The sequence below is a fragment of the Kitasatospora sp. NBC_00240 genome (assembly GCF_026342405.1).
Lineage (GTDB): Bacteria > Actinomycetota > Actinomycetes > Streptomycetales > Streptomycetaceae > Kitasatospora.
In genome coordinates this window covers 5,073,071-5,090,939 of record NZ_JAPEMU010000001.1, presented here as the reverse complement: position 1 = coordinate 5,090,939, position 17,869 = coordinate 5,073,071, and the positions used below count along the sequence as shown (strand labels likewise).

The 17,869-nt window shown below is 74.3% G+C and carries 16 protein-coding genes; 8 read left to right on the top strand and 8 right to left on the bottom strand.

Translation table 11 applies throughout. The features are described from left to right. Positions 1-156 precede the first annotated feature (156 nt). The gene (locus OG689_RS21560) at positions 157-1,095 is read left to right on the top strand and encodes a LysR family transcriptional regulator (RefSeq protein ID WP_266322561.1); all 939 of its coding nucleotides are present in this window, start codon (positions 157-159) and stop codon (positions 1,093-1,095) included. An 83-nt stretch (positions 1,096-1,178) separates the two neighbouring features. After that, positions 1,179-1,322: a hypothetical protein gene (locus tag OG689_RS21555; protein WP_323189384.1), complete on the top strand. Its 144-nt coding sequence runs from the start codon at positions 1,179-1,181 to the stop codon at positions 1,320-1,322. Between the two features lie 88 nt (positions 1,323-1,410). On the opposite strand, the gene OG689_RS21550 is transcribed toward OG689_RS21555, so the two are convergent. The 5 genes from OG689_RS21550 to OG689_RS21530 all read right to left on the bottom strand — a co-directional run bounded on the left by OG689_RS21550 (position 1,411) and on the right by OG689_RS21530 (position 7,815). Continuing rightward, positions 1,411-2,421 (bottom strand): MASE1 domain-containing protein, encoded by a 1,011-nt coding sequence (locus OG689_RS21550; RefSeq protein ID WP_266327327.1) that lies wholly within the window; start codon positions 2,419-2,421, stop codon positions 1,411-1,413. Between the two features lie 202 nt (positions 2,422-2,623). Then, positions 2,624-3,469 carry a PP2C family protein-serine/threonine phosphatase gene (locus tag OG689_RS21545; RefSeq protein WP_266322559.1) on the bottom strand — a complete coding sequence of 282 codons (846 nt, stop codon included), beginning with the start codon at positions 3,467-3,469 and terminating at the stop codon, positions 2,624-2,626. 283 nt (positions 3,470-3,752) lie between these two features. Next, positions 3,753-4,949: an aminotransferase class I/II-fold pyridoxal phosphate-dependent enzyme gene (locus tag OG689_RS21540; RefSeq protein ID WP_266322557.1), complete on the bottom strand. Its 1,197-nt coding sequence runs from the start codon at positions 4,947-4,949 to the stop codon at positions 3,753-3,755. Positions 4,950-5,037: 88 nt separating this feature from the next. Then, positions 5,038-6,636: a prenyltransferase/squalene oxidase repeat-containing protein gene (locus OG689_RS21535; protein WP_266322556.1), complete on the bottom strand. Its 1,599-nt coding sequence runs from the start codon at positions 6,634-6,636 to the stop codon at positions 5,038-5,040. 294 nt (positions 6,637-6,930) lie between these two features. Next, a complete protein-coding gene (locus OG689_RS21530; protein WP_266322555.1) occupies positions 6,931-7,815 on the bottom strand; it encodes a LysR family transcriptional regulator in 885 nt (294 codons plus the stop codon). Positions 7,816-7,922: 107 nt separating this feature from the next. Between OG689_RS21530 and OG689_RS21525 the strand changes: the two genes are divergently transcribed. Continuing rightward, positions 7,923-8,792 carry an oxidoreductase gene (locus OG689_RS21525; RefSeq protein WP_266322554.1) on the top strand — a complete coding sequence of 290 codons (870 nt, stop codon included), beginning with the start codon at positions 7,923-7,925 and terminating at the stop codon, positions 8,790-8,792. Between the two features lie 83 nt (positions 8,793-8,875). Here the strand turns inward: OG689_RS21525 and OG689_RS21520 are convergent, their stop codons facing one another. Continuing rightward, entirely contained in the window at positions 8,876-9,979 is a 1,104-nt protein-coding gene (locus OG689_RS21520) for a C4-dicarboxylate ABC transporter (protein ID WP_266322553.1), read from the bottom strand. Positions 9,980-10,049: 70 nt separating this feature from the next. Between OG689_RS21520 and OG689_RS21515 the strand changes: the two genes are divergently transcribed. After that, positions 10,050-10,958: a LysR family transcriptional regulator gene (locus OG689_RS21515; RefSeq protein ID WP_266322552.1), complete on the top strand. Its 909-nt coding sequence runs from the start codon at positions 10,050-10,052 to the stop codon at positions 10,956-10,958. A 170-nt stretch (positions 10,959-11,128) separates the two neighbouring features. Beyond that, positions 11,129-13,750, top strand: coding sequence for an ATP-dependent chaperone ClpB (gene clpB, locus OG689_RS21510; RefSeq protein ID WP_266322551.1), 2,622 nt, complete (start codon positions 11,129-11,131; stop codon positions 13,748-13,750). 130 nt (positions 13,751-13,880) lie between these two features. Here clpB and OG689_RS21505 read toward each other — a convergent pair whose 3' ends face one another. Beyond that, positions 13,881-14,762 carry a hypothetical protein gene (locus tag OG689_RS21505; RefSeq protein WP_266322550.1) on the bottom strand — a complete coding sequence of 294 codons (882 nt, stop codon included), beginning with the start codon at positions 14,760-14,762 and terminating at the stop codon, positions 13,881-13,883. Further along, a complete protein-coding gene (locus tag OG689_RS21500; RefSeq protein ID WP_266322549.1) occupies positions 14,759-15,028 on the bottom strand; it encodes a helix-turn-helix domain-containing protein in 270 nt (89 codons plus the stop codon). The genes OG689_RS21505 and OG689_RS21500 overlap by 4 nt, the downstream gene beginning before the upstream one ends. Before the next feature lie 333 nt (positions 15,029-15,361). On the opposite strand from OG689_RS21500, the gene OG689_RS21495 reads away from it, so the two are divergent. From OG689_RS21495 to OG689_RS21485, 3 genes are all read left to right on the top strand, one after another. Continuing rightward, positions 15,362-15,724, top strand: coding sequence for a beta/gamma crystallin domain-containing protein (locus OG689_RS21495; RefSeq protein WP_266322548.1), 363 nt, complete (start codon positions 15,362-15,364; stop codon positions 15,722-15,724). A gap of 127 nt (positions 15,725-15,851) precedes the next feature. Beyond that, on the top strand, positions 15,852-16,415 hold the full coding sequence (locus OG689_RS21490) for a YbjN domain-containing protein (RefSeq protein WP_266322547.1): 564 nt from the start codon (positions 15,852-15,854) through the stop codon (positions 16,413-16,415). Between the two features lie 238 nt (positions 16,416-16,653). After that, positions 16,654-17,814, top strand: coding sequence for a pyridoxal phosphate-dependent aminotransferase (locus tag OG689_RS21485; protein WP_266322546.1), 1,161 nt, complete (start codon positions 16,654-16,656; stop codon positions 17,812-17,814). Positions 17,815-17,869: the final 55 nt, after the last annotated feature.

The window sequence follows — 17,869 nt, the reverse complement described above, 5'->3', positions numbered from 1 at the left end:
TGGTCCGGTGGTCTGGTGGTCCGCCTGAGTTCGCCTGAGTTCGCCTGAGTTTGTCCGGACGTCGTCCGAGTTCGTCCGAGCCCGCCTGAGGAACGGTGCCGCAGGTGATACAAAAGGACAAGCGAAAGAAAATGCACAATCATTAAGGATTTCTACATGCTTGATGTGCGGCGCATGCAGGTCCTACGGGCGGTGGTCGCCAGTGGGTCCGTGACGGCGGCGGCGGCGAACCTCGGCTACACGCCGTCCGCCATCAGCCAGCAGGTAGCGGCCCTGGAGAAGCAGGCCGGGATCGCCCTGCTGGAACGCGTCGGGCGGGGCGTGCGGCCGACGGCGGCGGGGCGACTGCTCACCGAGCATGCGGACGTCATCAGCAGGCGGGTAGCCGAGGCCGAGACGGCGCTGGCCGACCTGCGGTCCGGGCGCACCGGCACGGTGGCCGTCCGCTACTTCGCCTCGGTCGGCGCCACCGTGGTGGCGCCCGCGCTGGCCCGGCTGCGCCGCCAGTACCCCGGTGTACGGATCGACCTGAAGCTCAACGACACCGGCGACCCGCTGACCGAGGTGGAGCAGGGCGGGGCGGACCTGGCTCTGGTGGTCCGCCGCGCCGACGACCAGCCCCCGTCGGGCGTCCGGCTGGTGCACCTGCGCGACGACCCCTACCGCGCCGTGCTGCCTCACGGGCACCGGCTCGCCGCCAACGACGTCCTCGACCTCGCCGAGCTGGCCGACGAGCCGTGGATCGGCAGCGAGCCGCCGGGCCCCTGCCTGGAGCCGGTCCTCGACGCCTGTGCGGCGGCGGGCTTCAGTCCCGACTTCGTGGTGGGGAGCGAGGACTACGCCACCGCCCAGGGCTTTGTCGCGGCCGGCCTCGGCGTCGCGGTGATCCCGTCGCTGGGACTGGGACTGGGCCTGGGACTGGGACTGGGCAACGGCAACCCCGGTGTCACCACCCACCGGCTCCAGCGCCCCGAACCGGTCCGGACGGTCTACGCGGCGGTCCGCGACACCGCCTTGGAGCAGCCCGTCCTGTGCGCACTGCTCGACGCCCTCACGGCCTCGCTGACGCCGGAGCCGACGGAGCCGACGAGGTAACCGTGCTGACCGTGAGCCGTGCGAGGTCCATCGCGGGCGAGGCGATGAACGAGGACTGACGGAGGCCGCGCCGCGATTCACGGCTGGACGCCACGGTGCTGACCGCCGCGCACGCCCTCGCCCGGCGGGCGGTGGACGCGGGCCACGGCGCCGAGGGCTTCGCCCGGCTGACCGAGCTGGTCCGCGAGCGGCCGGACGAGGGGGTGGTGGCGGCCGGCCGGTCCTGAACAGGGGCCCGACGGCCCGCCGCGGCCGGGACCGGTGTCCCGCGTCCCGGCCCCGCGCCCCGCGCCCGGTCGGTGTTCGCCGGGCCGGTCAGTGCTCGCCGGGCCGGTCGCCGGGCCGGTCCTCGTCCTCCGGCGGCCAGCGGTGAACGTCCTCGCCCGGCGCCAGCCGGGCCACCACCTCGGCCAGCCCGATGCAGGCCTGCTCGATCCTGAAATAGGTGTTCCGCTGCTCGGCGATCAGGGCCGCCAGCAGCAGCGCGGTCAGCGCCGCCGCGCCGTTGAGGGCCTGCAGGGTGAACATGACCGCGAGCGTGCTGTGGCCGGTGAAGGGTCCGACGCCGTCGACCGCGGCCCGGACCGCGACCACCGAGATCACCAGCACGCACGGCGCAGCGCCCATCAGCTGGTACCGCAGGGCCGCCCAGATGAGCACCGGGAAGACCAGGAACAGCAGGTGCAGGGTGCTGCGGGTGCCGATCAGCGTCACCACCGTGGTGACCATCACCAGCAGCGGCGGTTCGACCCACTGGTACGGCCGTATCGCGGTCGGCCGGCGGAAGGTGTACAGCGCCAGCAGCAGCGGCGTGATGACCAGGACGCCCATCGCGTCGCCCACCCACCAGGCCGACCAGGTCGCGCAGAAGCCGCTGGCCGGCAGCGAGCCGATCAGCAGCAGCGCGAAGCTGCCCACGGTCGCGCTGATCAGCATCCCGGCGAGGGCGCCGAGAAAGACCAGCACCACGCCGTCCCGCAGCCGGTCCAGCTCGATCCGGAAGCCCACCCGCCGGAGCATCAGGTAGGAACAGACCGGGGCGAGGGTGTTCCCGGCGGCGATCGCGACCGAGGCGCTGTTCAGCGGCCCGATGGTGGAGATCACCAGCAGGGTGCCGATCGCGATGCCGGGCCAGATCCGCGGGCCGAGGATCAGCAGGCAGGTCAGGGCGATGCCGGTGGGCGGCCAGAGGGGCGTGACCTTGGCGCCCCCGACGACCACCTGCTGCAGCAGTCCGATCCGGCCGGCCACGAAGTAGGCGGCCGCGACGGCGAGGATCCGCAGGGCTGCTGCGGTGAGACGCCGGAATACCTCGTTGCGCACCACAACAGCCATCAGACAACGCCGCCGACCCGGCACCGGCCCGTGACACGCGCTGCGGGGCGTCTTCCGCCGGCCGGCCCTGCCACCCCGCGGCGGGCGGGACCGGCCGGTCCGGCGGACGAAGCGCGCGGACGGCCGGGCCGGGCCCGGCGGGGTGACCGGCCCCGGCGGGGTGACCGGGCGCGGCGGGGTGACCGGGCGCGGCCTACGCCTCGCGGGCCCGCTCGTCGTGGCACAGGACGAGGACGGCGGCGTCGTCCGTGTGGCCGGTGAGGTCGGCGACCTTGATGATCTCGGTGGCCAGCTCGCCGGGATCGGGGGCGGTGCCGGCCCTGGCCCCGGCGCCGACGCCTTCCTCGACCACCCGGGTGACCTGTTCGAGGCCGGCCTCGATCGGGAACGAGGGGCCCTCCACCACGCCGTCCGTGACCAGGACGAACGCGCCCGGCACCGGCAGCCGGCGCCGGGTCACCGGGTACTCCTCGCCGGGCAGGATCCCGATCGGCAGTCCGCCTTCGTCCTGGGTGACGCCGCTGCGGCCGTCGGTGGTGGCCCAGACCGCGGGCACATGGCCGGCCCGGGAGTCCGACAGCTCCCAGCTGACCGGGTCGAACCGCAGGAAGCTGCAGGTGGCGAAGAGGGAGCAGTCCATCGAGAGCAGCAGTTCGTTGGCCCGGGCCAGCACCTCCCCCGGGTCGGCCGAGATGCCGGCGACCGCCCGCAGGCCCACCCGGACCTGGCCCATGAAGGCGGCCGCCTCCACGTCGTGCCCCTGGACGTCGCCGATCGAGAACCCGAGCGCGCCGTCGGGCAGCCGGAATCCGTCGTACCAGTCGCCGCCGATGTCCAGGCCGTTGCGGGCGGGCGCGTAGCGGGCCGCGGTGCGCAGTCCGGGCAGCTCCGGCAGGGCGCCGGGGAGCAGTTCGCGCTGCAGGGCCTGGGCGAGTTCCACCCGGGCCTGCTGCAGCTCGGCGCGCTCCAAGGCCTGCGCGGTGAGGCGTCCGAGTTCGGTCAGCAGGTCCTCGGCGCTGGTGGGTCGGCGTCGGGTCATCGACCCTCCCAGGGGCTTGGGTCACGGGCCCGCGGCCGGTCACCGCGGGTGCGACCGGTACTCGGGATCTCCCCGGGGCGGGCGACCGTACGGCACCGGCGGCCCGGCCCGGCCGGTCGCCCGGCGAATCGCAGGTTCATCCTATTTCTGCGGTGCCGCCGCCGCTTGACGGAGCGGTCCGGCCCCGGGCAGGAGCGCTCAAGGCCCCGCCGGGCCCCCGTCCGGCCCGCGTGTCCGCACCCGCGGCCGTCCGGGGCACCCGCCCCGGGCGGCCGCCGCCCGGTCAGCCCGCCTTGCCGAGGGCCTGGTCGAGGTCCGCCCACAGGTCGTCCGGGTGCTCGATGCCGACGGTGACGCGGATCGTCCCCGCGCCGATGCCCGCCGCCCGCAGCTGCTCGTCGTCCAGCTGGCGGTGCGAGGTGCTCGCCGGGTGCATGACCAGGGTGTGCACCCCGCCCAGCGAGGGCGCCAGGGCCGCGAGCCGGACGGCCCCGGCGAAGGCGTGGCCCGCCTCGCGGCCGCCGACGTGCTCGAAGGCGAGCATCCCGCCGTGGCCGCCGTCCAGCAGCCGGCCGGCGAGGGCGTGGTCCGGGTGCTGCGGCAGTCCGGGGTAGTGCACGGCGGCCACGGCCGGGTGGGCCGCCAGCCGGGTGGCCAGCGCGAGGGCGTTGTCGCAGTGCCGCCGGACCCGCAGGGCGAGGGTCTGCAGGCCGCGCAGGGTGAGCCAGGCGGTGAACGGGTCGGCCGAGGCGCCCAGCTCGGAGGCGTAGTGCCAGACCTTGCCGTGCAGCTCGGCCGAGGCGAAGACGGCCACCCCGCCGAGCACGTCGCTGTGACCGCCGAGGTACTTGGTGGCGGAGTGCACCACGATGTCCGCGCCGTGGTCGAGCGGGCGGCAGAGCAGCGGGGTGGCGAAGGTGTTGTCGACGACGCTGAGCACGCCGGCCTCCCGCGCGACGGCGGTCAGCGCGGGCACGTCCGAGATCCGGGTCATCGGGTTGGAGATGGTCTCCAGATAGAGCAGGCGGGTGTTCGGGCGCAGCGCCTGCCGGACCTCCTCGGCACTGTCGCCGCCGACGTGGGTGACCTGCACGCCCCAGCGCTCGGCCAGGTCGCCGAGCATCGCCATGGTGCCGCCGTAGAGGCTGCGCTGGGCGATCACGTGGTCGCCGGAGCGGAGCAGGCCGAGCAGTACGGAGTTGATCGCGCCCATCCCGGAGGCGGCGGCCAGTGCGGCGGCGCCGCCCTCCAGGTCGGCGACCGCGCGTTCCAGCGTCCGGACGGTGGGGTTGCCCATCCGGCCGTAGAGGAAGGCGCCGGCCGGGTCGCTGAAGGCCGCGGCCAGGGCGTCCGGGTCGTCGAAGGCGAACACGTGGCCCTGGTGGATCGGCACGCCGAGCGGCCGGCTGCCGGCCACCTCGGCGGCCGGCGGGTGGACGGTCCGGCTCTCGGGGTGCCGATCCGGGGGAAGTGAGGTCATGGCACCATCCTCGGAACCCGCGGCCGGGCCGTCCAGGGCCGATCGGAGCGGATCGGCCCAGGAGCCGTGGTGGCGGCGGCCGGGCAGGTCACCGTCCGGCGAGGCCGGCCGGGACGTGGGCCAGGCCGAGCAGCACGCTGACGTCCGCCAACGCCGGGACGTCGTAGAGCAGCGGCCGGGGGCCGGCCTGGTCCGGGCGGCTGAGGTACCCGCCGTCCGGCTGCTGGCAGGTGGCGAGCAGCCGGACGGCCCGCCGGAGCACCGGGCGGTGCTCTCCGGAGCGGGCCAGGGCGATCACCGCGTACGCCGTGCTGATCGGGTCGCTCGGGTCGCCGGGGACGTGTCCCCAGCCGCCGTCGGCGTTGGCGGTCCCGGCCAGGTGGCCGACGGCCCGCTTCCGGACCAGGTCGAGCTCCGAGCGGTCGGCCGGGCCGGCGCCGGCGCGGGCCGCGTCGCAGGCCAGCACGGCCCGGAAGACCGCGTTGGAGGTGTTGCGGCTCCAGCCGCGGCCGAAGCTGCCGTCCGGACGCTGGCCGGCCGCGATGAAGCGGGCGCCGCGCTCGACCACCGCCCGGTGGGCCGGGTTCGGGGCCAGCGCGTTGACCGCCCCGGCGGTCATCGCGACCTCCGAGGGGATGCCGCGCGCGTAGGTGGGGAAGCCGCCGTCGGGGTTGCGCCGGTCCAGCAGGTAGCGCTCGGCCGCGGCGATCCGCCGGCGGTGCCGGGCGGCCCCGGCGCCGCGCAGGAACTCGACGGCGTACGAGGTGTCGTCGACGTCGCTCTGCGTCACCCCGGGGTGGAAGCCGAACCCGCCGTCGGGGTTCTGCCGGCCGGCGAGGGCGTCGGCCATCCGGTCGACCAGCGGCCCCGCGTACCCGCAGCGGACGAGGGCGAGCCCGCCGGTGGCGGTGGCGAAGAGGCCCATCCCGGTGATGAACGGGATCCCCCCGTCCGGACCCGGACCGGCCAGCACGTCCCCGAGAACGCGCCGGACGGCGGGCCGGTGGCCGGGGTGCTTGCGCAGGGCGAGCAGTCCGAGCAGCCGGGCCAGGTTGTTGCCCTCCCAGGCCGGCCCGGGCCGGACGGCGGGCGCCAGGACGGCCCAGTCCGCGCCGGTGACCAGCTCGGGGGAGCCGGCGCCGTACGCCGCCATGATCTTGAGGGAGGTCATCTCCAGCTGGAGCCAGCTCTGTTGGCCGCGTACGTCGTAGGCCTCCGGCCGCACCCGGGGGAACTCCCCGGCGCCGAGCTCGGCCAGCAGGGTGGCGAACATCAGCCGCTTGCGGTCGGCGGTGAAGTGGTCGACGGCGTCCAGCGCCCGGGCCGCCTCGCGGTCGGCGGGGGCGGCGAGGCCGAGCGCGGCCCGGCCGAGGGCGCGTTGGAAGAGGTCCGGCGGGTGGTGGTCGAGGGTGTCCCGGAGGTACCGGGCGAGCCGCCGGCGGGCCTGCGGGGCGGCCCGCTCGACGGTGAGCAGCCGCAGCGCCAGCGCGGATTCCAGCATCCGGCTCGCGCAGGGCGCCCGGAGCAGGCCGTCCGGGCCCACCCGGGCGGCGACCCGCCGGGCCAGCCGGTCACGGCAGCGCGGGAGGTCGTGGGCGAGGGGCTCATGGGCCGGGGGCCGGTGGGCGAGCGGCCCGTGGGCGAGGGGTTCGACCCGGCCGGCGGAGGGCAGCAGGGCAGGCGTCAACTTCGGGGCTTTCCATGGGGGACGACGCGGCCTGGCCGGTCGCCGCGGACGATGCGGCCGGACGGTGGCCGGCCCCGGACCGGCGGCGCCGCGGGAGCCTGCGGAGGCCGGGCGGGGCCGTCGGGGCCGGCCGACTCGCCCGCGCCCACCCGGACCCGGCCCGCGACAAGATCACGACTTACGGATCGTAGCGTATTCCGCACGTTGGGTGACGGGCTTCCGGGGGCTTCCGCGGCCGGCCCCGGCCCGATCCCGGCAACTCCGCGACCGGGCCCGCCCGGTGACGGCCGGGCCTCAGGCCTCGGCGGCCAGCTCCCGGACCACCTCCGCGAAGCCCCGCACCAGCGGGTTGTCGGTGCCGGCCGCCCAGGCGAGCACCACGCGCAGCGGCTCGGCGTCGGTGAGCGGCACCCAGCGGAGGTCGGGACGGCCGTAGTACTGGGCCATGCTGGCCGGCGCGAAGCAGATGGCGGCGCCGTCGGCCACCTGCTCCAGCATCTCCTCGACGTTGTCGTTGGTCGGGCCCCAGCGCGGGGCCGAGCCGTCCGGCCGGGGGTTCACGGCCCACCAGTCCACCCACTCGCGCGGCGCCCGCTCGGTCCACATCAGCGGCTCGTCGTTGACCTCCATCAGGCCGACGCCGGCCCGCCCGGCCAGCGGGTGCCGGGCCGGCAGGCCGACCACCCGGGGTTCGGAGTGCACCAGTTCGGCGTGCAGGCCGGTGAGGTCGGCGGGCAGCCAGACGAAGGCGACGTCGACCCGGCCGTCGCGCAGCGCGGCGGCCTCCTCGCTCCAGTCGAAGCGCTTGGGCGTCACCTGGACGCCGGGGTGGCGGCGGGCGAACTCGGCCCGCGCCCGGGTGGTGAGCTCCCCCGCGCCGCTGGCCTCGAAGCCGACCCGCAGCACCCCGGTCTCGCCGCGCAGATGGCGCGCGGCGGCGGCCGTCACCCGGTCGGCCTGGCGCAGCGTGCGGCGGGCCTCGGCCACCACGTCCAGCCCGGCGGCGGTGGCGTTCACGCCGCCGGAGTGCCGCTCGAACAGTCGCAGGCCCAGCTCGGACTCCAGGTTGCGGAGCGCGTACGAGAGGGCCGGCTGGCTCACGTAGAGCCGTTCCGCGGCCCGCCCCAGGTTGCCCTGATCGGCGATCTCGACGAGGTAGCGCAGTTGCCGGAGCTCCACGCAGCGATGATAAGCCGCCTTTATCGGGTGACGGAAGCTCTGTCTTGGACGTCGGACACCGCGGGGTGGCTCACTGGATCCGTCAACAGGGAACGAGGGAGCAGGACATGACGAACACTCACACCGGTGGCACCCGCGCGGCGGCCGGCCGGGTCTGGCTGATCACCGGCGCCTCCTCGGGCTTCGGCCTGGCGCTGACCGAGGCGGCCCTCGCGGCCGGCGACACCGTGGTGGCGGCGATCCGCCGCCCGGAGGCGCTCAAGGACCTCGCCGCCGAGCATCCCGACCGGGTGGTGCCGGTCGCCCTGGACGTCACCGACCAGGCGCGGATCACCGCCGTGGTGGCCGAGGTGCTGCTCTGGTACGGGCGGATCGACGTCCTGGTCAACAACGCCGGGCGCGGCCTGGTCGGCGCGGTCGAGGAGAACACCGACCGAGAACTGCGGGACCTGATGGACCTGCACTTCTTCGGCCCGGCCGCGCTGACCCGGGCCGTGCTGCCGGCGATGCGGCGGCAGCGGTCCGGTGCGGTGGTGCAGATGAGCAGCATGGGCGGGCGGTTCTCGTTCGCCGGCGTGAGCGCCTACTCGGCGACCAAGTTCGCCCTGGAGGGCCTGTCGGAGGCGCTGGCCCTGGAGGTGGCCCCGTTCGGCGTGAAGGTCGTGATCGTGGAGCCCGGTTCGTTCCGGACGGGCTTCGCGGGCAGCGGTGCACTGCTGGAGTCGGCGCCCGTCGAGGCGTACCGGGAGACGGTCGGCCCGGTCCGCGAGGTGCTGTCGCAGAGCGACGGCAAGCAGCCCGGCGACCCCGCCAAGGCCGCGGCGGCGATCCTGGCCGCGCTGGCGGCCGAGCGGACCCCGCTGCGGCTGGTGCTGGGCAACGACGCGACCGACGCGATCCTGGCGAACGCCGACGCGGCCCGCGCGGAGCTGCTGGCCTGGGAGCCGGTCAGCCGGGGCACGGACTTCGACGCCTGACCCCGGCGACTCGGCGGCCCGGCGGCCCGGCCCGGCAGTGCGACCCCGACCACCGGGGCACCGGCTGCCGGGCCGCCGGCGGTTCAGGCCCGCAGCAGCCGGCCGCCGGCCAGCCCGCCGACCGTGCGGACGGCCGCGACCGCCCAGGCCGCGAGCAGCAGCAGGTACAGCACCACGGCCAGGGCGGAGAAGCCCGCGAAGCCGGTGTGCCGGGCGAGGCCGGCCGCGCCGGTGACGCACGTCCCGACCGGGAAGGTGAAGGCCCACCAGGTCATCGCGAACGGCATCCCGGCCCGCCAGGCCCGCAGGTTGGCGGCCGCGGCGACCAGCAGCCAGAGCATCGCGACACCCATCACCGCGACCCCGTACAGCTCCGACAGCACCAGCGCGGCGGGGGCCAGCGCCGGGGCGGCCGGCCCGGCGGCGTCCGCCAGCTGGCCGGTCGCGGTGGTGGACTGCCCGAGCGGCCCGAGCACCAGGAACAGCGCGGGGGTGAGGGCGGGCGCGAGCGGCTTGCTGTGCAGCAGTCCGGTGAGCACCACGGGGAGCAGGGCGAGGGTGGCCAGCAGGCCGGCGCCGAGCAGCGCGTAGCAGCCCTGCAGCATCGCGGTCCGCCAGCCGCCGGCCGGCAGGTACGGCACGAGCGCGGGGCCGGTGGCGGCGGCGACCAGCGGCGCCACCACCGGCAGCAGCCAGGTGGGGTTGGCGTCCTGGGCGGCGAGCCGGTGCCGGGTGATCATCAGGTACGGGATGCCGGCCGCGACGGCCAGCGCGTACCCGGTGCCCGCCGTCCACAGCACGGCGTCGACGGCCAGCGCCGGGCCGGTGCCGATCACCCGCGGGCCGAAGGCCAGCGTGGCGTACCCGACCGCGAGCAGGGCCATCGGCGGGCAGCCGTAGAAGACGGCGGCGGCCGGGTTGTCGAACAGGCCGGCCCGGGCGGCCTCGCGGTGCCGGGTGAGGTGCACGGCGCGCGCCGCCACCAGGGTGATCAGGGCGGCGAGGGACAGCGCCCAGACCAGTTCGCCGAAGACGGTCAGGCCGGGCGGACGGACGGGCAGCGCGGCCGCGCCGTTGGCCACGACGGCGGTCCCCATCACGGCGGCGTACCAGTTGGGACCGAGTCCGGCGAGGGCGGGAGCGCGGCCGAGGCCGGTGAGCGGGCGGGTGAGGGTGAGGGTGGCCATGGCACCACCGTGCCCGGGCGGTCGCGGTGCCGGTAGCGCCCGCGCTCCTATGAGCGCATAGCCTGGGCCTATGCCTCTCTCCTCGCACGTCCCCGAGCTCGGCGCGCTGGAGCTGCTGCTCGCGGTCGCCCGGCTCGGCAGTGTCGGCCGGGCCGCGGCCGAGCTGGGGGTGAGCCAGCCGACCGCGAGCGCCCGGATCAAGGGCATGGAGCGGCAGATCGGGGTGGCTCTGCTGGAGCGCTCGCCGCGCGGGTCGAAGCCGACCGGGGCGGGCCGGCTGGTGGTCGAGTGGGCCCGCAACGTGGTCGAGGCGGCCCAGGCCCTGGACGCCGGGATCGACGCGCTGCGCGAGAACCGGGACGCCCGGCTGCGGGTGGTGGCCAGCCTGACCGTCGCCGAGTACCTGATGCCGGGCTGGCTGCTGGCCCTGCACGGGGTCAGCCCGCAGACCTCGGTGACGCTGCGGACGGCGAACTCCGCGGACGTCGCGGGGCATGTGCTGGCCGGCGAGGCGGACCTCGGCTTCGTGGAGGGCCCGACCACGGCCGCGGGCCTGTCCGGCACGGTGGTGGCCGCCGACCGGCTGGTCGTGGTGGTGGCGCCCGACCATCCGTGGGCCCGCCGCCGCGCGCCGCTGACCGGCCCGGAGCTGGCGGCCACCGCCCTGGTGCTGCGCGAACCGGGCTCGGGCACCCGGGAGGTGCTGGAGATGGCACTGGAGCCGTACGGCGGCGCGGCCCGGCCCCTGATGGAGCTGGCGTCGTCGACGGCGTTGAAGGCGGCGGCGATGACCGGCGCCGGGCCGGTCTGCCTGAGCGAGCTGGCGGTGGTGGAGGAGCTGGCGACCCGCCGGCTGGTGGAAGTTCCGCTGGCCGCGGGGCTGGATCTGCGGCGCCCGCTGCGCGCGGTCTGGCCGGCCGGGCAGCGTCCGTCCGGGCCGGCCCGGGAGCTGCTGGGGCTGACCCGGCGGACCGGCTGAGGCCCGCGATGTCCGCCCGGGGGCACCCGCCCGATGTGTTCATCTGAAAGTTGAGCGGAATAGACTCAACTTAGTGCATGCTGTATTCAGCAGGAGCGACAGCTCCACCGCCCCGGGCGCCGGCCCAGCAGCCGGACCCGACCCCCGACGTAGAGGAGGACGACCCAGCAGTGGACGCCAGCAAGTTCACCACCAAGACGCAGGACGCCCTGTCCGCCGCGATCCGGCAGGCGGGCGCAGCGGGGAACCCGGACGTCAAGCCGGTGCACATCCTGCTCGCCCTGCTGGAACAGCCCGAGGGCATCGCCAAGCCGCTGCTCGAAGCCGTCGGCGCGGACGCCGGCCAGGTCACCGCCGAGGCCCGCCGCCAGCTGGCCGGGCTGCCGAGCGCCAGCGGCTCGACCGTGGCCGCGCCGCAGCTGGCCCGGGACACCCTGGCGGTGCTGACCGAGGCCGGCCGGCGGGCCGACGACCTCGACGACCAGTACCTCTCCACCGAGCACCTGCTGGTCGGCCTGGCCGCCGAGGGCGGCGCCGTCGCCGACCTGCTGAGCCGGTACGGCGCGACCCCCAAGGCGCTGCTCGCCGCCTTCAAGGACGTACGCGGCAGCGGCCGGGTCACCTCGCAGGACCCCGAGGGCACCTACAAGGCGCTGGAGAAGTACGGCACCGACCTCACCCAGGCCGCCCGGGACGGCAAGCTCGACCCGGTGATCGGCCGCGACCAGGAGATCCGCCGGGTCGTCCAGGTGCTCTCCCGCCGGACGAAGAACAACCCGGTGCTGATCGGCGAGCCCGGCGTCGGCAAGACGGCCGTGGTCGAGGGCCTGGCCCAGCGGATCGTCGCCGGTGACGTGCCCGAGTCGCTGCGCGGCAAGCGGCTGGTCTCGCTGGACCTCAGCGCGATGGTCGCCGGCGCCAAGTACCGCGGCGAGTTCGAGGAGCGGCTGAAAGCCGTCCTGAACGACATCAAGCAGAGCGACGGCCAGGTCGTCACCTTCATCGACGAGCTGCACACCATGGTCGGCGCGGGCGCCGGCGGCGACTCCGCGATGGACGCCGGCAACATGCTCAAGCCGATGCTGGCCCGCGGTGAGCTGCGGATGGTCGGCGCCACCACCCTGGACGAGTACCGCGAGCGGATCGAGAAGGACCCGGCGCTGGAGCGCCGCTTCCAGCAGGTGATCGTCGGCGAGCCCTCGGTGGAGGACTCGATCGCGATCCTGCGCGGCCTCAAGGGCCGGTACGAGGCGCACCACAAGGTGCAGATCTCGGACGCCGCCCTGGTCGCCGCCGCCACCCTGTCCAACCGCTACATCACCTCGCGCTTCCTCCCCGACAAGGCGATCGACCTGGTCGACGAGGCCGCCTCCCGGCTCCGGATGGAGATCGACTCCTCCCCGGTGGAGATCGACGAACTCCAGCGCGCCGTGGACCGGTTGAGGATGGAGGAGCTGGCCCTGGAGAAGGAGTCCGACCCGGCCTCGATCGACCGGTTGGCCCGGCTGCGCCGCGATCTCGCCGACAAGAACGAGCAGTTGAGCGTACTGACCGCGCGCTGGGAGCAGGAGAAGAAGAGCCTCAACCGGGTCGGCGAGCTCAAGGAGCGCCTGGACGACCTGCGCGGCCTGCTCGAACGCGCCCAACGGGACGGCGACTTCGAGCGTGCGTCCAAGCTGATGTACGCCGAGATCCCGGCCGCCGAGCACGAGCTGACCGAGGCCCAGGAGCGGGCCGCGACCCCCAGCGAATCCTCTGGGTCCGCCAGCCAGTCGATGGTCAAGGAGGAGGTCGGCCCGGACGACGTCGCCGACGTGGTCTCCTCCTGGACGGGCATCCCGGCCGGCCGGCTGCTGGAGGGCGAGAGCGCCAAGCTGCTGCGGATGGAGGACGAGCTCGGGCGCCGGCTGATCGGCCAGCGCGAGGCCGTCCAGGCCGTCTCGGACGCGGTGCGCCGCACCCGCTCCGGCATCGCCGACCCGGACCGCCCGACCGGCTCCTTCCTCTTCCTCGGCCCCACCGGCGTCGGCAAGACCGAACTCGCCAAGGCACTGGCGGACTTCCTCTTCGACGACGAGCGGGCGATGGTCCGGATCGACATGAGCGAGTACGGCGAGAAGCACTCCGTCTCGCGGCTGGTCGGCGCCCCGCCCGGCTACGTCGGCTACGAGGAGGGCGGCCAGCTGACCGAGGCGGTGCGCCGCCGCCCGTACAGCGTCGTCCTGCTGGACGAGGTGGAGAAGGCCCACCCCGAGGTCTTCGACGTGCTGCTGCAGGTGCTGGACGACGGCCGGCTCACCGACGGCCAGGGCCGGACGGTGGACTTCCGCAACGCCATCCTGATCCTGACCTCCAACCTCGGGTCACAGTTCCTGATCGACCCGAGCACGCCGGAGGACCGCAAGAAGGCCCTGGTCCTGGACACCGTCCGGGCCACCTTCAAGCCGGAGTTCCTCAACCGGCTCGACGACATCGTGGTCTTCGAGCCGCTGGGCACCGCGGAGCTCAGCCGGATCGTGGACCTGCAGGTCCACAAGCTCGGCGAGCGGCTGCGCGAGCGCCGGCTCACCCTGGAGGTCACCCCGGCCGCCCGGGACTGGCTGGCCCTCACCGGCTACGACCCGGCGTACGGCGCCCGGCCGCTGCGCCGGCTGGTGCAGTCCGCGATCGGGGACCAGCTGGCCAAGGCCATCCTGTCCGGCCAGGTCCACGACGGGCAGACCGTGGTGGTCGAGCTGGCCGAGGACAGCGACCGGCTGACGGTCCGCGCCCGGGGGCCGCTGGAGAAGTGACACCGCGCGCCGGGGCGGGCCGCTCCCTTCGGGGTGGCCCGCCGCGGCGCGTCCGAGGCCGTCCCATGCACCTCCCGGCACCTCCCGGCACGTCCAGCGCGCTCAGAAGTCGGCGTTCAAGAACCGGCGTTCAGGACTCGGCGATGATCTTGGCGAGCTTCGCCTCCCGGTCCTTGGCCTTGACCTGGTACTCCGCCAGCTTCTGCTGGTTGGCGTCGACCAGCTGCTTCTGGTAGCCGGCCAGCGCCTCGAACCAGATCCCGGCCAGGTTGGTGCCGCTCGTGCAGACGGCGTCCGCCTTCGCCGCGGCGAGCTCCTCCGGCGAAGGGCCGGCGGGCGCCTGAGGGCCGCCGTGGTACTGGTCCACCAGCCCCTGCGGAGTGACTCCGGCGAATCCGGCGGCGCCCATGCAGCCCTGCCAGGCCGTGGTGGCCGCGGACACCCGGGTATCCTTCGCCAGCGCCGCCAGCGAATCGCCGTAGAGCCGTCCGACCAGCTCCGAACCGGCCGTGTCCGGACTGTTGAGCTGCCCGAACGAGCCCTCCACGCACTTCTGCACGGCCTGCTCCTCGGCGGGCTCCAGCTGTCGGTGGGCCGGCGGGACGCTCGTCTCCGGCGCCGGGTGGAACCCCTGGGTGGCCGCCACACTCTCCGAGAGGTAGCCGAAGGCACCGGCCGGCATCGCCGTGGCGCTGTCGGGGCGCTTGCCCTCGTTGAGCGCGTCGTCCCGGGTGAAGGTGGCGTAGCCGGCCGCGTGCATGCACTTGGTGATCAGCGCCCGGACCGCCTGGCTCGTCATGTCGCTGCGACTGTCGGTGGATCCGTAGGCACCGAGCGGGAGTTGCATCATCGCGTCGCGCCCCGAGGAGGGCGCGGGCGCGGCCCCGGCCGGCGGCTGGGTCAGCGTCGGCGAGGCCGCTCCGGCCGGCCCGCCGGAGGTACAACCCGAGAGGGCGGCGAGCAGCCCGGCGACCGCCAGGGCCGGTACCGCGACCCGTGCCTGCAACTTCACGCATACGCTCCGGTCTTGAGATTCCTGCCCGCCCGGTCCCGCTCGGCGCGGGCCAGCCGGTGCAGTTCGGCCCCCTGGGCCTCGGACAACTTCCAGGTCTGGGCCAACAGTCGGAGGGTGGAGATCCGCGGACAGGAAACCCCGCGCTCCAGATCACGAATGGACCGCACGCTCATTCCGGAGGCCGCGCCCAGATCCTCCTGGGTCATTCCCCGGTCGAGCCGCATGCTCCGGAGCAATGCCCCCAGACAATTGCCCGTCGCCATGACAGGACCCCCCACCACTGACTCCCCCGAACCAATGAAACCTCAACTGGACGTCCGACAGCGGAAATTGTCCTGCCGGGAGGGTTTCACCGCACGCTAACGGCATCCGGCGGCAACGGCAACGGAATGCGATCACTCAGTGCGTGACAAAGCTCACTGCCCGTACACGTTTGGGTGGACCGCCCGGCAGTTCCTCCGGTCAACCTCCGGTCAACCTCCTGGCCCGTGCCGACAGCCCCTTGCAAGGATCCGGTCGGCCACGCCGACCGCCGTCGGCCCGCCGGACCCGACCAGGGACCGGCCGGCAGAGACATCAGGGAAAACAGGAGAATCATGACCCGCCGCTGGAAGAAAGCCGCTCTCACCACGGCGGCAGCCGCCGCCCTCGCCCTCGCCGCACCGGCCACGGACGCGAGTGCCATCAATCGGGTCAGCTGCGACGGCCGGTGGGATTTCGTGAACGTCATGACCACCAGCGACCACCTGTGCTTCGCCAACGACGGGTACATGAACGTGACGATCTACAACACGGGGGACATCTACTCCGGCAACAACGACTTCTACTTCTACTACAGCATCTCCTCCCCCTCCGGCAGCGGAAGCCGCCACCTCTGGGCCTGGACCTGGAACAGCGGCATGTACAACGACGCCGGCCGGCTCGGTACCGTCCGCTCGGTCGAGGCGTACCGGCCCTGAGCCTGGTCGGAGGGCGGGCCCGCCCCCGGGAGCCCCTGTGTCCGGGGCCCAGGATGAGGCAGGATGGGACGTGGAAGGGCGGCCTCTCATTGCCGACCACCCACGTGCACTGAGAAGAGGACCTCCCATGAGTATCGACCCGTCGTCCATCCCTTCGTTCGGCGTCCCCCAGGGCCCGCAGGGTGGTCAGCCCGGTCAGGGCCAGCCGGCCGGCCCGCCGCCGGTCGTGGTGCCCGACCAGGCCCTCGTAGCCCAGCTGCTCGACCAGATGCAGCTGAAGCACGTGGTCGACGAGGAGGGTGACCTCACCGCCCCCTGGGACGGGTTCCGCGTCTACTACATGTTCCGCGGCGAGCAGAAGGAGCTTTTCGCGGTCCGCGCCTTCTACGACCGCTCGTACCCGCTGGAGGACAAGGGCGAGATCCTCGACCTCATCGACGAGTGGAACCGTGAGACCCTCTGGCCGAAGGTCTACACCCACACGCACGAGGACGGCGTGGTCCGCCTGATCGGCGAGTCCCAGATGATCGTCGGCACCGGCGTGAACCTGGAGTACTTCGTGACCACCACCGCCAACTGGACCCAGGCCGCGGTCGGCTTCGAGCAGTGGATCGTCGAGCGCCTCGGCCTCCAGAAGGACATCGAGGGCGACGAGGGCACCCCCGAGGACGGCGCCTCCGACGAGTCCTGAACCGCGCCCGCGCGCGCCCCGCAGGCCCGTAGCGCTCGCACGGCCCGCCCCCGGCACCGGGGGCGGGCCGTCGTCGTCCCCCCCGCCGGGGCAACCACCGCACCCGCGCGCGGGGCCGCCCGCCCGGCGGGCGCAGGGGCCGGCCGGACCGGCGCCCGGGACTCCTGCCCGGGCGGACTTGTCCCCGGCCCGGCGATGCCCGGAGGATGATCCCGACGACAAGCCAGGAGGAGCCGGTATGGGTGACAGGCCGCTGCTGAACCGCAGGCTGCAAGGTCTCGGCACGACGATCTTCGCCGAGATGTCCGCGCTGGCCACGGCCACCGGCTCGATCAACCTCGGGCAGGGCTTCCCGGACACCGACGGGCCGCGCGAGATCGCCGAGGCCGCCGCCCGCGCCGTCCTGACCGGCCAGGGCAACCAGTACCCGCCCGGCCCCGGCATCCCCGAGCTGCGGCAGGCCGTCGCCGAGCACCAGCAGCGGTTCCACGGCCTCACCTACGACCCCGACACCGAGGTCCTGGTCACCGCCGGCGCCACCGAGGCCCTCGCCGCCGCCCTGCTCGCCCTGCTGGAGCCCGGCGACGAGGTGATCGCCCTGGAGCCCTTCTACGACTCCTACGCCGCCTGCGTGGCCATGGCCGGCGCCACCCGGGTGCCGCTCACCCTGCGCGCCCCGGTGTTCCGCCCCGACCTGGACGAGCTGCGCTCCCTGATCACCCCGCGCACCCGGCTGCTGCTGCTGAACACCCCGCACAACCCGACCGGCACCGTCCTCACCCCCGAGGAGCTGGCCGCGATCGCCGCCCTCGCCGTCGAGCACGACCTGCTGGTGGTCGCCGACGAGGTCTACGAGCACCTCGTCTTCGACGGCGTGCACCACCCGATCGCCGCCCTGCCCGGCATGCGCGAGCGGACCGTCTCGATCTCCTCGGCCGGCAAGACCTTCTCCTTCACCGGCTGGAAGGTCGGCTGGGTCACCGCCTCCCCGGCGCTGGTCTCGGCCGTCCGCACCGCGAAGCAGTACCTCACCTATGTGAACGCCGGGCCCTTCCAGTACGCCGTCGCCGAGGCGCTGCGGCTGCCGGACGAGTACTTCGCCGCCTTCCGCGCCGACCTCCTGCGCAAGCGCGACCTGCTCGCCGACGGGCTGGAGGCGGCCGGGTTCCGGGCCTTCCGCCCCGAGGGCACCTTCTTCATCACCACCGACATCACTCCTCTGGGCGAGAAGGACGGCCTCGAATTCTGCCGCTCCCTGCCCGCCCGCTGCGGCGTGGTGGCCATCCCCAACGTGGTCTTCTACGACAACACCGAGGCCGGCCGGAGCCTGGTCCGGTTCACCTTCTGCAAGCGGGAGGACGTCCTCCAGGAGGCCGTCACCCGCCTCCAGCGGCTCTGACACCCGACCGGGCGCCTGCGGAAGTCCCGCCGGACATCTCCGGTCGAACCGTCCG